Here is a 15,042-nt window from a genome sequence, read left to right as displayed (position 1 = left end):
TGCCGCCCTACTCTTGCCCCCATGCCCTACACGTACGAGGACGTGGGCGCGACCCGCGAGGACCGCTGCCCCCCGGGCTTCCACCGACTGCACGTCCGCTCCCGCATAGGCGAGGGCGAGGCCGTGTTCCGGCGGGCGTCCGAAGCCCTGATGACCTGGGAACTGCACCGGGCCATGGGGATCCGCATGGTCACCGAGGCCGACAAGGCGGCACCGGGCGTCGACGTCACGGTCGGCATCGGCCTGATCAAGGCCCCCTGCCGCGTGGTCTGGACCGCCGAGGAATACCGGCGCACCGCATGGGCCTACGGAACGCTTTCCGGCCATCCCGAGTGCGGCGAGGAGGCCTTCGTCGTCTCCCGCACCGGCGACGGCACCGTCTGGCTGACGATCACGGCCTTCAGCCGCGCGGCCAAGTGGTACGCCCGCGCGGGCGGCGCCGCGACGCGTGGCCTTCAGCGCGCCTACGCCCAGCGCTGCGGCACGGTGATGCGGCGGCTGTGCGCGGGGCTGGGGGAGTAGGTATCGCGGCCCGGCGAGCACGGGACCCCGCCCGCGCCTGCTCGCCTCCGGCGGTCCCGCGCCCGCCCGCCCGGGGAGGTGACGTCGCCCGCGTCGTCCTGGGGAGGAAAGGTCCCCTTGCGGGCGGGACGTCCGGGCGGTGTGAACGGGTCCGAAGGCCCTGCCGATCACGGCCGGAGGGCCGTTCCTGAGGGGTGGTGCGCCGTCGTAGCGTCGGGATCGGCGCCACCGGCCCACCCTCCCCCTCGCGACAAGGGACGCCCATGCCTGTCAACAAGACCTCACACCGTGCCCTGGTGATCGGTGCCGCGGCCACCGCGCTCGCGCTCACCGCCGGTGTCGGCATCGGGCTCGCCGCCGACGGCGACTCCGCACCGGGTACTTCGAAGGCGGCGCCGCTCGTCGTCCCGGCGCACACCACCGGGGACGACGGCACACTGATCACGTACGGGAAGGCGAGCGCCCCCCTCACCGTCAGCGTCTACGAGGACCTCCGCTGCCCCTACTGCGCGAGCTTCGAGCGCGAGCTGGGCGCGACCCTCACCTCCCTCGCCGACTCCGGCAAGGTGAAGGTCGAGTTCCATATGGCCACCTTCCTGGACAAGCGCCTCGACGGGAAGGGCTCCCGGACGGCGCTCGCCGCGCTCGGGGCGGCCCTGAACGAGAGCCCCGCCCTGTTCAAGCAGTTCCACACCGCCCTGTACGACGCCCAGCCGAGGGAGGAGACCACGGACACCTTCGGCAGCACGGCCGAACTGCTGAAGATCGCCGGGAAGGTGCCCGGTCTGCGCACGCACGCCTTCAACAAGGCCGTCAAGGAAGGCACCTACCTGACCTGGGCCGACAAGGTCGGCGAGACCTTCTACGACAGTGACGTCACCGGCACCCCGACAGTGAAGGCCGGCGGCCGGGGCATCACGGTGCTCGACGACGACGGCAAGCCCGTCGGCGCCCGGCAGTTCACCGAGGAGATCGAGGCCGCCGCGGCGAAGCGGTGACACCCCGGCCTCCCCGGTGCCCGGCGCCGGCCTACCGCAGCAGCACCCCCGCCCCCTCCCCCATCTCCTCCGAGGGCACCGCCACCAGTCCCAGTTCCGCGCCGGAGGCCAGCAGGGGGTGGGACGGCAGGATCCGGACCGTGTAGCCGAAGGAGCCCGTGCGGTCGAGGGACAGCGGCCCCTCGTACGCCCAGCGGCCCTCCAGGTCGGGGCCGTTGGCCGGTTTCAGCGGAACACAGACCGCGTCCGCGATGCGGTCGTCCCCGTCGACCCGGCCCGAGACCGCCTGGACCTCCACGTCGTCGGGGGCGAGGTCGCCGAGTCCGACGCGGACGCGCAGCGACAGCGTGGTGCCCAGTTCGGCGGTCGTGGTGACCGAGGACGCCTCGACGTGATCGACGGTGATCCGCGGCCAGGCGGCGCGGACCCGCGACTTCCAGGCGGCCAGCTCGCCGGCCGTCTCGGCGGTGAGGGAACGGTGGGCCTGGGCCGCGGGGGCGTACAGGCGCTCCACGTACTCACGCACCATCCGGCCCGCCAGGACCTTCGGGCCGAGGTGGGTCAGCGTCCGGCGGACCATCTCGATCCACCGGTCGGGCAGACCCTCCTGTCCGCGCTCGTAGAAGCGGGGCGCCACCCGCTGCTCCAGGAGGTCGTACAGGGCCCCGGCCTCCAGCTCGTCCCGCCGGTCGTCGTCGGTCGCGGTGCCGTCCGCGGTCGGGATCGCCCAGCCGAAGTCGGGCTGGAACCACTCGTCCCACCAGCCGTCCAGGACGGAGAGGTTGAGACAGCCGTTGAGCGCGGCCTTCATCCCGCTCGTGCCGCACGCCTCCAGCGGGCGCAGCGGGTTGTTGAGCCAGATGTCGCAGCCCGGGTAGAGCTTCTGCGCCATCGCCATGCCGTAGTCGGGCAGGAAGACGATCCGGTGGCGCACCCGGGGGTCGTCCGCGAACCGGACGAGTTCCTGGATCAGCCGCTTCCCGCCGTCGTCCGCGGGGTGCGCCTTGCCCGCGACGACGATCTGGACCGGCCGCTCGGCGTGCAGCATCAGGTCCATGAGCCGGTCACGGTCGCGCAGCATGAGGGTCAGCCGTTTGTACGAGGGCACCCGGCGCGCGAAGCCGATGGTGAGGACGTCGGGGTCGAGCACGCCGTCGATCCAGCCGAGTTCGGCCGTGCCGGCGCCGCGCTGGCGCCAGGACGCCCGCAGCCGGTCCCGTACCTCCAGCACGAGCTGTTCCCGCAGCACCCTGCGCAGGTCCCAGATCTCCTGGTCGGCGATCTCGGCCACCGCGTCCCAGCGGTCGGTGCCGCCGACGGTCAGCGCGTCCTCGGTGCGCTGCGCGCCGACCTGCCGGGCGCCGAGGCGGAAGACCTCGGGTGCCACCCAGGTCGGCGCGTGGACGCCGTTGGTGACGGAGGTGATCGGCACCTCCTCGGGGTCGAAGCCCGGCCAGAGCCCGGAGAACATCTCCCGGCTGACCTGGCCGTGCAGCAGGGAGACCCCGTTCGCCCGCTGGCCCAGGCGCAGGCCCATCACGGCCATGTTGAAGAGGTTCGGCTCGCCTCCGGGATAGGTCTCCATGCCGAGGGCGAGGATGCGCTGGACGTCGATGCGCGGGAGTTCGGCGTCGGGGCCGAAGTGGCGGGCGACCGCCTCCCGGTCGAAGCGGTCGATGCCGGCGGGCACCGGGGTGTGGGTGGTGAACACCGTGCCGGCCCTGACCGCCTCCAGCGCCGACGCGAAGTCCAGCCCCTCGTCGGCGAGTTCGGCGATCCGCTCCAGACCGAGGAACCCGGCGTGCCCCTCGTTGGTGTGGAACACCTCGGGCCCCGGGTGCCCGGTCAGGCGGCAGTACGTCCGGACCGCCCGCACCCCTCCTATACCGAGCAGCATCTCCTGGAGCAGCCGGTGCTCGCTGCCGCCGCCGTAGAGCCGGTCGGTGACCCCGCGTTCGCCGACGCCGTTCTCCTCGACGTCGGAGTCGAGCATGAGCAGCGGGACGCGGCCGACCTGGGCCAGCCAGATCCGGGCGCGCAGCGCGCGGCCGCCGGGCAGCGCGAGGGACACCAGGGCGGGCGTGCCGTCCTCCTCGCTCAGGGGTACCAGGGGCAGTTCGTTGGGGTCGAGGACCGGATAGTGCTCCTGCTGCCAGCCCTCGCGGGACAGGGACTGGCGGAAGTAGCCGTGCCGGTAGAGCAGGCCCACGCCGATCAGCGGGACGCCCAGGTCGCTGGCGGCCTTGAGATGGTCGCCCGCGAGGATGCCGAGGCCCCCGGAGTACTGCGGCAGGGCGGCGGTGATGCCGAACTCGGGCGAGAAGTAGGCGATGGCGGCGGGCAGGTCGGAGGTCTGCGTCTGGTACCAGCGGTCGCCGCCGACGTACTCGCGCAGGTCGTCACGGACCGCGGCGAGACGGCGCAGGAAGCGGCTGTCCTCGGTGAGCTCCGCGAGCCGTCCGCCCGGCACGCTGCCGAGCAGTCGTACGGGGTCGCCGCCGCACTCGGCCCAGCGCTCGGGGTCGACGGACTGGAAGAGGTCGCGGGTCTCGGCGTGCCAGGACCAGCGGAGGTTGCGGGCCAGGTCACTGAGCGGGTGAAGGGCTTCGGGGAGAACGGGTCGGACGGTGAATCTGCGGATCGCCTTCACGAATTCCACCTTCACGGAGGACGTACGCGGCTAAGGGACGCACGGCGTTGTGCGGCCTTCGTCACCACGACGTTAGCGGTGAGGGTGCCTTCGCGACACGGCGCATCGCGGCACGGCCCCCGATCGGGGCCGACCGTGTGACATCGGCGTGAAATCGACGCAACCTTCACGAACATCTCACCGCCGGGTTGGCCGATTCCGCCCGCATGGGCGGTCTTGTGGTGCTTCGCGCCGCACGAGAGGCTCACCGGGTGGCGTACGGCCGGACCCCGTCCCGAGCGGCCGGACCGGGCTCAGGGCCTGTCGGACAGGCCCTGGGTACGTCGAGTCGAGGAGGGGAACTCAGGTCATGGCACGGACGAGGAAGTGGCGTCTGCGCTGGGCGGCGGGTCTCACCGCGGTCACGACGGCCGCGGTGCTTTCGGCCAACGCCCCGCCCGCGCAGGCGGCTCCGGCGGGGCGGATATCCGGCGTGGGGGAGACCGGATCCGTCAGCGGCAGCTACATCGTGACACTCAAGGGGAGTACGCGGGCTCCGTCGTCGGCCGGCGCGGCCGTCGCGGCTCGGTACGGAGCGAGAATCAGCCATACCTACGGCACGGCTCTCAACGGCTTCGCCGTGCGGGCCGACGCGAGACGGGCCCGGCGGCTCGCCGCGGACCCCCGCGTGGCCTCCGTCGTCCAGGACACCCGGGTGACGTTCGACGGGGTCCGGGTGGCCGGTGCGGCGTCCGGCCGTGGCCGGCGGAACCCGCCGTCGTGGGGCCTGGACCGGATCGACCAGGCGGGCCGGCGGCTCGACGGGCGGTACACGGCACCCGGGTCGGCGGGTTCGGGGGTGACCGTCTACGTCATCGACACCGGCGTCCGCATCACGCACCGGGACTTCGGGGGCCGGGCGAGCTACGGCTGGGACTTCGTCGACGACGACGGGACGGCGCAGGACGGCAACGGCCACGGCACCCATGTCGCCGGAACGGTCGCCGGAACCGGATACGGCGTGGCCAAGAGGGCCAGGATCGTCGCCGTCCGCGTCCTCGACGACAGGGGGGCCGGTTCCACCGCCCAGGTGATCGCGGGCATCGACTGGGTCACCCGGCACGCGAGGAAGCCGGCCGTGGCCAATCTCAGCCTGGGCGGGTACGCCAACGCCCAGCTCGACGCGGCCGTACGCAACTCCATCGCCTCCGGCGTGACGTACACGGTCGCGGCCGGCAACTCCGGGATGCCGGCCGCGCTCTTCTCCCCGGCCCGGGTCGCCGGGGCGCTCACGGTCGGCGCGACCGGCCGGACCGACGCGCGGGCGGGCTTCTCGAACACCGGGTCCTCGCTCGACCTCTTCGCGCCGGGGGTGGACATCACGTCGACTTCGTACACCGGCGACAGGGCGAGAGCCACGAGCTCCGGTACCTCGATGGCGAGCCCGCACGCCGCCGGCGCGGCCGCGCTGTATCTGGCGGACCATCCCCGGGCCGCGCCCGCGCAGGTGGTGAAGGCGCTGGTGAGACGGGCGGTCCCGGGAAAGGTGTCGGGCGCGGGACCGGGTTCGCCGAACAGGCTCCTGCGTGTCGGATGAGCCTGGTGGGGCGCTGGTACAACCAGGGTGATTCGGCCACACCGCACCGGCCTCGCCTGCCCGGGACGAGGCCGGTCTTGTGTGTAGACATACGCGTGAGTAGTTAACAAAGTGCCGGAATGCCCACCCGCATAGGGTGGGAAGGCTCCTCCGGTACGCCCGCAGGCCCCACCTCCCCACACCTCATCCGCCCACCCACGTTGACGCGGACAGGAGCGGTCATGCCCGCCACGCACCACACGTCGCCACCCCCGACGACCACCCCCGAGACACCCCGAACACGCACGGCCGAGGCCGGGCCCCGTACACCTGCCCCACCCGTCGCACCCATCGCACACGTCGCACACGTCGCACACGTCGCACACGAGAAACCGTCGGCCGCCCCCGGTGCGCCCGGCTCCAGCTCGCCCGGCTCCGGCGCGCGCCCGACGAGCGCCTTCTCCACCACCGGCGCCGGCGACCCGGACACCGGTGCCTCCGCCGGGGCACCCGCCACCGCCCCGGAGACGTCGTCCTCCGACGCGTCGGCTCCGGGAACGTCCGCCCGTCGCGGTACCACGCCCAAGTCCAGGCCGGCCAAGTCGTCCGTTCCGAAAACGGCCAAGCCCGCCGTTCCCAAGACGGGGAAGACCGCGTCGAAGGAGGTCAAGACCGCTCCGAAGGCAGGCAAGGTCGCTCGTAAGGAGGTCAAGGCCGCCCCGAAGGCGGGCAAGGCCGCCGTCCCCGCCACCCGTACCCCCGACGCCTCCGGCACTCCCCTCGCCCAGGCCGCCACCCCGGCGACGGCCGTCGGACGCATCCCCGTCCTCGATGTCCACCCGGTCGTGCAGCACGGGCGCCGTCCGGCCAAGGCGGTGGTGGGCGAGGAGTTCGAGGTGTCGGCCACGGTCTTCCGCGAAGGGCATGACGCCGTCGCCGCGAATGTCGTCCTGCGCGGCCCCGACGGCCGCCCCGGCCCATGGACGCCGATGCGCGAACTGGCCCCGGGCACCGACCGCTGGGGTGCCCGGGTGAGCGCCGGCGCGGAGGGCCGCTGGACGTACACGGTGGAGGCGTGGGGAGACCCGGTCACCACCTGGCGGCATCACGCGGGGATCAAGATCCCGGCCGGACTGGACACCGAGCTGGTGCTGGAGGAGGGCGCGCTGCTGTACGAGCGGGCGGTCACCGCCCTGCCGAAGGGGACCAAGGGCAGAAAGAGCAGGGACACGCTCCTCGGAGCCGTGGACGCGCTGCGCGACACCACTCGTCCCGTGGCCTCCCGTCTCGCCGCCGCGCTCACCCCGCAGGTGGACGCCGTCCTCGCGGAGCATCCGCTGCGCGATCTGGTGACGTCGTCCGAGCCGTTGCCGCTGCTGGTGGAGCGGGAGCGGGCGCTGTACGGGGCGTGGTACGAGTTCTTCCCGCGTTCGGAGAGCGGGCAGGTCGATCCGCCGGTGCACGGCACGTTCGTGACGGCCGCCGAACGGCTGCCCGCGATCGCGGAGATGGGCTTCGACGTCGTCTACCTCCCGCCCATCCATCCCATCGGCGCCACCTACCGCAAGGGCCCCGACAACACGCTGTCCGCGGGTCCCGAGGACGTCGGGGTGCCCTGGGCCATCGGCTCCCCCGAGGGCGGCCACGACGCGATCCACCCGGACCTGGGCACCCTGGACGACTTCGACGCCTTCGTCGGCCGGGCCGGCTCCCTGGGCCTGGAGATCGCGCTCGACTTCGCCCTGCAGTGCTCCCCGGACCACCCCTGGGTGGAGAAGCACCCGGAATGGTTCCACCACCGCCCCGACGGCACCATCGCCCACGCGGAGAACCCGCCCAAGAAGTACCAGGACATCTACCCGATCGCCTTCGACCAGGACATGCCCGGCCTGGTCGCCGAGACCGTACGCGTCCTGCGGCACTGGATGGACCACGGGGTGCGGATCTTCCGCGTCGACAACCCGCACACCAAACCCGTCGTGTTCTGGGAACAGGTGATCGCGGACGTCAACGCGACCGACCCCGACGTGATCTTCCTGGCCGAGGCCTTCACCCGCCCCGCGATGATGCGGACCCTGGCCGAGGTGGGCTTCCAGCAGTCGTACACCTACTTCACCTGGCGCAACACCAAACAGGAGCTGACGGAGTACCTCACCGAACTCTCCGGCGACTCGGCCGCCCGCATGCGGCCCAACCTCTTCGTCAACACCCCCGACATCCTGCACGAGTTCCTGCAGACCGGCGGCCGCCCCGCCTTCGCGCTGCGCGCCGTCCTCGCCGCCACCCTCTCCCCCACCTGGGGCATCTACAGCGGCTACGAACTCTGCGAGAACACCCCCCTGCGCCAGGGCGGCGAGGAATACCTCCACTCCGAGAAGTACCAGCTCCGCCCCCGCGACTGGCAAGCCTCCGAGCGCGCAGGTCTGGGCATCGCGCCGCTGGTGAGGGAGCTCAACGCGATCAGGCGGCGCAGTCCCGCCCTGCACCGGCTGCGTGACCTGCACTTCCACCACGCCGACCAGGAGGCGGTGATCGCCTACTCGAGGTCCGTCACGGACGCCCGCGGTTCGAACACGGTTGTGGTGGTGGTCAACCTCGACCCCCACCACACCCAGGAGGCCACGGTCTCGTTGGACATGCCGCAACTCGGCCTGGAATGGCACGAGTCGGTGCCGGTGCGCGACGAGCTCACCGGCGAGACCTACAACTGGGGCAGGACCAACTATGTGCGCCTGGAGCCGGGTGACCGGCCCGCGCACATCCTCACCGTCCTGCGACCGTCCTCACCGTTGATCGGAGGGTCACCCACCACATGATCGTCAACGAGCCCGTCCCGGATACGTTCGAGGACACCCCGGCCAAGGACCGCGATCCCGAGTGGTTCAAACGCGCCGTCTTCTACGAGGTCCTGGTCCGCTCCTTCCAGGACAGCAACGGCGACGGCATCGGCGACCTCAAAGGCCTGACCGCCAAACTCGACTACCTGCAATGGCTGGGCGTCGACTGCCTGTGGCTGCCCCCGTTCTTCAAGTCCCCCCTGCGCGACGGCGGCTACGACGTCTCCGACTACACCGCCGTCCTGCCCGAGTTCGGCGACCTCGCCGACTTCGTCGAGTTCGTCGACGCCGCCCACCAGCGCGGCATGCGCGTCATCATCGACTTCGTCATGAACCACACCAGCGACCAGCACCCGTGGTTCCAGGAGTCCCGCGCCCACCCCGACGGACCCTACGGCGACTACTACGTCTGGGCCGACGACGACAAGCAGTACCAGGACGCCCGGATCATCTTCGTCGACACCGAGGCCTCCAACTGGACCTTCGACCCGGTCCGCAAGCAGTACTACTGGCACCGCTTCTTCTCCCACCAGCCCGACCTCAACTACGAGAACCCGGCCGTCCAGGAGGAGATCATCTCCGCGCTGCGGTTCTGGCTGGACCTGGGGATCGACGGCTTCCGGCTCGACGCGGTCCCCTACCTCTACCAGGTCGAGGGAACCAACTGCGAAAACCTTCCTGCGACCCACGAGTTCCTCAAGCGGGTGCGCAAGGAGATCGACACGCACTATCCGGACACGGTGCTGCTGGCCGAGGCGAACCAGTGGCCCGAGGACGTCGTCGACTACTTCGGCGACTTCCCCTCCGGCGGCGACGAGTGCCACATGGCCTTCCACTTCCCGGTCATGCCCCGCATCTTCATGGCCGTCCGCCGCGAGTCCCGCTACCCCGTCTCCGAGATCCTCGCCAAGACCCCCGCCATCCCCGGCAACTGCCAATGGGGCATCTTCCTGCGCAACCACGACGAGCTCACCCTCGAAATGGTCACCGACGAGGAACGCGACTACATGTACGCCGAATACGCGAAAGACCCGCGTATGCGCGCCAACATCGGCATCCGCCGCCGCCTCGCCCCCCTCCTGGACAACGACCGCAACCAGATCGAACTCTTCACCGCCCTGCTCCTGTCCCTGCCCGGCAGCCCGATCCTCTACTACGGCGACGAGATCGGCATGGGCGACAACATCTGGCTCGGCGACCGCGACGCCGTGCGCACCCCCATGCAGTGGACCCCCGACCGCAACGCCGGCTTCTCCTCCAGCGACCCCGGCCGCCTCTTCCTCCCCACGATCATGGACCCCGTCTACGGCTACCAGGTCACCAACGTCGAGGCGTCCATGTCGTCGCCCTCCTCGCTGCTCCACTGGACCCGCCGCATGATCGAGATCCGCAAACAGAACAAGGCCTTCGGACTCGGCTCCTACACCGAACTCCCCTCCTCCAACCCCGCCGTCCTCGCCTTCCTGCGCGAAGCGCCCTCGACGGAGGACGAAGGGGACGACGACCTGGTGCTGTGCGTGCACAACTTCTCGCGCTTCGCCCAGCCCACCGAGCTCGACCTGCGCGAGTTCGACGGCAGGCACCCGGTCGAGCTGATCGGCGGCGTGCGGTTCCCCGCCATCGGCGAGCTGCCCTACCTGCTCACCCTCGCCGGTCACGGCTTCTACTGGTTCCGCCTCCGGAAGGAAGCCGCCTAGCGGGCTCCGGCGAGCCGTCCAGAACGCTGTCCGGAGCCCGACCGGGTTCCGGACAGCGACGGTTCAGTACCCGTCAGATCCAGACACATCCTCCGGGAAGCCCCGATAGGCCCCGTCTCCCCACCTTCAAAGCATTCCGTTGTCACGTTTCGATAACGCGGCCTCCACACTTCTTCCACACACTTCCCACCGCGCACACACACCCCTAATCTGATCTTGGTCACCTCGACGGAGGCCACTCCCTGGGGGGGAGTTCACGGCATGCGCGCAACGCGGGAGTGGATGAGAGTGTCCAGGTCAGACACCGCTTCATAGCGGCTCTCCTACTCGGCGAACCGGCGCCCCGCACCAGCGGGTGACCTCACGGTCGACCGGCCGCCGACCCGACGTTGTGCGTGTCCTGTGAAGACCGCGGCGACGGGACGACCCGGGAACCCGCTCTGTATCCCGGGTAAAGGGCCCGTCCTGTCGCCGCCACGTTTCCGACCCGCACTCGGACACGGAATCCCGCGGCCTCCGCGGCTCCTCCCCACGACCGGCGCGGGGGATTCGTACGCCCCCGAGCGAACTCCCCCGCGCCACCCCCCGGTGACGCACCCACCGCGATCCCCGTGCGGCCCGCAGGACCGACGTGTTCACGCACAGAACACCGGTGGTGTCGGTCCCGCGCGGCACGCGCGGCCGGGAGTGAACACCACAAGGGTGTCCAGGTCTGGTATCACACACCGGAATTGGACACCCTTGTGCCGTGTCCGCAGGAAATCTCCCGGACCCGCTCGACCGAAAAGGCCCCGGGGCGGGGCGGTTTCCACGGCTGCGCCCGGGGCACGCATCAGGAACACCCCCGCCCCCGGGGAAAGGACGCGACCCATGTCGGAAGCCGTCACACGCACCGCACCCACAGGTCCCGGCCTTCTGGCGTCCCTCGATCCACTGCTGCGCACCTGGCTGCCGCGGCAGCGCTGGTTCGCCGGCAAGGGACGGCCCGTCACCGGCCTCTCGCTGGTCACCGCCACCGAGCTGCTCCCGGCGAACGGCCCGCTCGGCCTCCACCACCTGCTGGTGCGCGCCCACCAGCCGCCCGTGCCGGGTGCCCCGGCCGTCCCCGGCGACTGCTACCAGTTACTGATAGGCGTACGCGAGGCGCTGCCGCCCCGGCTGTCGCCGGCGCTGATCGGACACCTGAGCGAGGGACCGCTCTCCGGACGCACCGTGTACGAGGCCCTCTACGACCCCCAGCCCGCCGATGTGCTCCTGGAAGCCCTGCGCTCCCGGGCCCGCATCGGCGGACTGCGTTTCGAGCGGGACACCGGGCAGGAGATACGGCCCGGTCTCGTACCGCGGATGATGACCGCCGAGCAGTCCAACTCGTCCGTGGTCTACGGGGACACGTTCATCCTCAAGCTGCTGCGCCGGGTCGTTCCCGGGGTCAACCCCGACCTCGAACTGCCGCTGGCCCTGGCCCGCGAGGGCTGCGCCCGGGTTCCGGCCCCCACCGCCTGGCTGCGGGCCGAGCTGTCCGGGCAGTCGTATGTCCTGGGCGTGCTCCAGCCGTTCGTGCAGGGTGCCTCGGACGGCTGGGAGCTGGCGCTGCGCGAGCTCGCCAAGGGCGAGGACTTCGTCGCCGAGGCGCGGGCGCTGGGGCGCGCCACCGCCGAGGTGCACACGGCACTGGCCCGCGCGCTGCCCGTGGTGTCCATGGGCCACGCCCAGGTGAGGCCGCTGGCCGACGCGATGGCCGAGCGGCTGGACGCCGCCGCGCAGGCGGTGCCCGTGTTACGGCCCCACGCACCCGGTCTGCGGACCGCGTTCGAGGCGCTGGCGGATCTGTCCGCCGAGGGCCACACGTGGACGGCCCAGCGCATCCACGGCGATCTGCATCTCGGCCAGTGTCTGCGCTCCCCGGACGGGGAGTGGTCGCTCATCGACTTCGAGGGCGAACCGTCGAAACCGCTCGCCGAGCGCCGTATGCCCCAGCCCCCGGCACGCGACATCGCGGGCATGCTCCGCTCCTTCGACTACGCGGCCCACTCCGTGCCCCAAGCGCCCGGTGCCGCGGGGACACCACCGGAGTCCGGGTGGGCCGACACCTGCCGGGCCGCCTACTGCACCGGATACGCCGAGGTCAGCGGCCTCGACCCGCGCACGGATCCCGTACTGCTGCGTGCCTTCGAGACGGACAAGGCCGTGTACGAGGTCGTGTACGAGGCCCGGCACCGCCCGGACTGGCTGCCGGTTCCGCTGGCGGCGGTACGGCGGCTGGCCTCGTCTCCCTGAACCCCCTGTGACCTGCCCCAGCTCACCCGCCCGAGGAGGCCCTGCCCGTGACGCCCCGCCCCCGGCCCGACGACACTCCGAAGAAGACCAGCGCGAAGAGGACCAGCGCGAAGAAACCGGCGCCCGAGGACAAGAAGCCCGCCGAGCTGCCGACGGCCAGGAGGACGGCGCACGAGACGCCGGCCGACGAGAGGGCGGCCGAAGAAAGGGCTGTGGACGAGAGGGCCGTGGACGAAAAGGCGGTCGGGGTCCGGGACCCGGCCGCTCCCGTCCCGGCCGGGAGCGGTGGCCCCGTCGGCGCGACGCGTCCCGCCGGAGTCGGAATCGGCCCGGCGGACCGTCAGCGGCTGCTCGACGGCACGCACCACAACCCGCACGGAGTGCTGGGCGCCCATCCGGTGCCCGACGGCGTCGCGTTCCGGGCCTTTCGCCCGTACGCGCTCGGGGTCACCGTCGTCACGGACGAACTGCGCGCGGAACTGCGCGACGACGGGGACGGCTTCTTCTCGGGACTGCTGCCGCTGCGCGCGGTCCCGGACGCGTACCGGCTGCTCGTGTCCTACGAGGGGACGGTGCTGGAGACCGAGGACGCGTACCGGTTCCTGCCCGCGCTCGGTGAGCTGGACCTGCATCTGATCGGCGAGGGCCGGCACGAGGAGCTGTGGCGGGCGCTCGGCGCCGAGCCGATGGAGCATCAGGGCGTCGCCGGAACGCGGTTCACCGTGTGGGCCCCGAACGCGCGCGGTGTGCGGCTGGCCGGCGGCTTCAACTTCTGGGACGGCACGGGACATCCGATGCGGTCGCTGGGCTCGTCCGGGGTGTGGGAGCTGTTCGTTCCGGCGATCGGCGAGGGCGAGCTGTACAAGTTCGACATCGCCCGCCCGGACGGCTCGCGCACCCTGCGCGCGGACCCGATGGCCCGCCGCACCGAGACGCCGCCCGCCACGTCGTCGGTCGTCCACGCGTCCCACCACGAGTGGCACGACACGGACTGGATGGCGAGGCGGGCCGACCGGCCGGTCCACGAGGCGCCGTTCTCGGTGTACGAGGTGCATCTGCCTTCCTGGCGACCAGGCCTGACGTATCGTCAGCTCGCGGATCAGCTCCCCGCCTACGTCACGGACCTCGGCTTCACCCATGTCGAGCTGATGCCCGTCGCCGAGCATCCCTTCGGCGGCTCCTGGGGTTACCAGGTCACCGGGTTCTACGCGCCCACCGCACGCCTGGGCACCCCCGACGACTTCAAGTATCTCGTCGACGCCCTGCACCGCGCCGGTGTCGGCGTCCTCATGGACTGGGTCCCCGCCCATTTCCCGCGCGACGAATGGGCCCTCGCCGAGTTCGACGGCCGCCCGCTCTACGAGCACGCCGACCCGCTCCGGGCGGCCCACCCCGACTGGGGCACCCTGGAGTTCGACTACGGCCGCCGTGAGGTCCGCAACTTCCTCGTCGCCAACGCCACCTACTGGTGCGAGGAGTTCCACATCGACGGCCTGCGCGTCGACGCCGTGGCCTCCATGCTCTACCTCGACTACTCCCGCGAACCCGGCCAGTGGGTCCCCAACGAGCACGGCGGCCGCGAGAACCTGGACGCGGTGGCCTTCCTCCAGGAGATGAACGCCACCGTCTACCGCCGCAACCCGGGCGTGGTCACCGTCGCCGAGGAGTCCACCGCCTGGGACGGCGTCACCCGGGCCACCCACCACGCCGGTCCCGGAGGCTTCGGCGGTCTGGGGTTCGGGCTGAAGTGGAACATGGGGTGGATGCACGACTCGCTGGACTATGTGTCCCACGACCCGGTGCACCGCAAGTACCACCACGACGAGATGACCTTCTCGATGGTGTACGCCTACAGCGAGAACTACGTCCTGCCGATCTCCCACGACGAGGTCGTGCACGGCAAGCGCTCACTCGTCTCCAAGATGCCCGGCGACTGGTGGCAGCAGCGCGCCAACCTGCGCGCCTACCTCGCCTTCATGTGGGCCCACCCCGGCAAGCAACTCCTCTTCATGGGCCAGGAGTTCGCCCAGGGTGCCGAGTGGTCCGAGGCGCACGGCCCGGACTGGTGGCTCCTCGACCCGGCGTACGGCGCCGAGCCCGACCACCGTGGCGTGCGGGATCTCGTCCGCGACCTCAACACCGTCTACCGGCACGAACCCGCGCTGTGGGAACGCGACACCGACCCGTCCGGCTTCGCCTGGATCACCGGTGACTCCGCCGACGACAACGTCTTCGCCTTCCTGCGCCACGCCGCCGACGGCACCCCCCTCCTCGCCGTCTCCCACCTCTCCCCCGCCGTCCGCCACGGCTACCGCCTCGGCGTCCCCGAGGACATCCCGGCCTGGCACGAGATCCTCAACACCGACACCGCCCGCTACGGCGGCGGCGACATCACCAACCCCGACCCCGTCAAACCGGAATCCACGCCCTGGCACGGGCGCGCTGCCAGCATCCGGCTGACGCTGCCGCCCCTCGCGACGGTCTGGCTGCGGCCCGCATAGCGGCG

8 protein-coding genes are annotated in these 15,042 nt (G+C 71.4%); 7 read left to right on the top strand and 1 reads right to left on the bottom strand.

Annotated features, from left to right (window positions below):
- Window positions 1-21 precede the first annotated feature (21 nt).
- Both OG485_RS29390 and OG485_RS29385 read left to right on the top strand, forming a co-directional pair.
- Window positions 22-522 carry a DUF1990 family protein gene (locus OG485_RS29390; RefSeq protein WP_328671494.1) on the top strand — a complete coding sequence of 167 codons (501 nt, stop codon included), beginning with the start codon at window positions 22-24 and terminating at the stop codon, window positions 520-522.
- A 263-nt stretch (window positions 523-785) separates the two neighbouring features.
- On the top strand, window positions 786-1,520 hold the full coding sequence (locus tag OG485_RS29385; protein ID WP_328671493.1) for a thioredoxin domain-containing protein: 735 nt from the start codon (window positions 786-788) through the stop codon (window positions 1,518-1,520).
- A 31-nt stretch (window positions 1,521-1,551) separates the two neighbouring features.
- Here the strand turns inward: OG485_RS29385 and OG485_RS29380 are convergent, their stop codons facing one another.
- Complete coding sequence (locus OG485_RS29380; RefSeq protein WP_328671492.1) at window positions 1,552-4,170, bottom strand: glycosyltransferase family 1 protein; 2,619 nt, start codon at window positions 4,168-4,170, stop codon at window positions 1,552-1,554.
- Between the two features lie 349 nt (window positions 4,171-4,519).
- Between OG485_RS29380 and OG485_RS29375 the strand changes: the two genes are divergently transcribed.
- The 5 genes from OG485_RS29375 to glgB all read left to right on the top strand — a co-directional run bounded on the left by OG485_RS29375 (window position 4,520) and on the right by glgB (window position 15,037).
- A complete protein-coding gene (locus OG485_RS29375) occupies window positions 4,520-5,746 on the top strand; it encodes a S8 family peptidase (protein WP_328671491.1) in 1,227 nt (408 codons plus the stop codon).
- Between the two features lie 221 nt (window positions 5,747-5,967).
- Window positions 5,968-8,541 (top strand): maltotransferase domain-containing protein, encoded by a 2,574-nt coding sequence (locus tag OG485_RS29370; RefSeq protein ID WP_328671490.1) that lies wholly within the window; start codon window positions 5,968-5,970, stop codon window positions 8,539-8,541.
- Window positions 8,538-10,259, top strand: coding sequence for a maltose alpha-D-glucosyltransferase (gene treS, locus OG485_RS29365; RefSeq protein WP_328671489.1), 1,722 nt, complete (start codon window positions 8,538-8,540; stop codon window positions 10,257-10,259). The genes OG485_RS29370 and treS overlap by 4 nt, the downstream gene beginning before the upstream one ends.
- Window positions 10,260-11,129: 870 nt before the next feature.
- Window positions 11,130-12,536 carry a maltokinase N-terminal cap-like domain-containing protein gene (locus OG485_RS29360; RefSeq protein ID WP_328671488.1) on the top strand — a complete coding sequence of 469 codons (1,407 nt, stop codon included), beginning with the start codon at window positions 11,130-11,132 and terminating at the stop codon, window positions 12,534-12,536.
- A 47-nt stretch (window positions 12,537-12,583) separates the two neighbouring features.
- Window positions 12,584-15,037 (top strand): 1,4-alpha-glucan branching enzyme, encoded by a 2,454-nt coding sequence (glgB, locus tag OG485_RS29355; RefSeq protein WP_328671487.1) that lies wholly within the window; start codon window positions 12,584-12,586, stop codon window positions 15,035-15,037.
- The last annotated feature ends 5 nt before the right edge of the window (window positions 15,038-15,042 follow it).

Origin of the sequence: Streptomyces sp. NBC_00328 (assembly GCF_036139655.1) — a bacterium.
Lineage (GTDB): Bacteria > Actinomycetota > Actinomycetes > Streptomycetales > Streptomycetaceae > Streptomyces.
The sequence above is the reverse complement of the archived record's forward strand: the minus strand, read 5'-3'. Positions and strand labels throughout refer to the sequence as shown.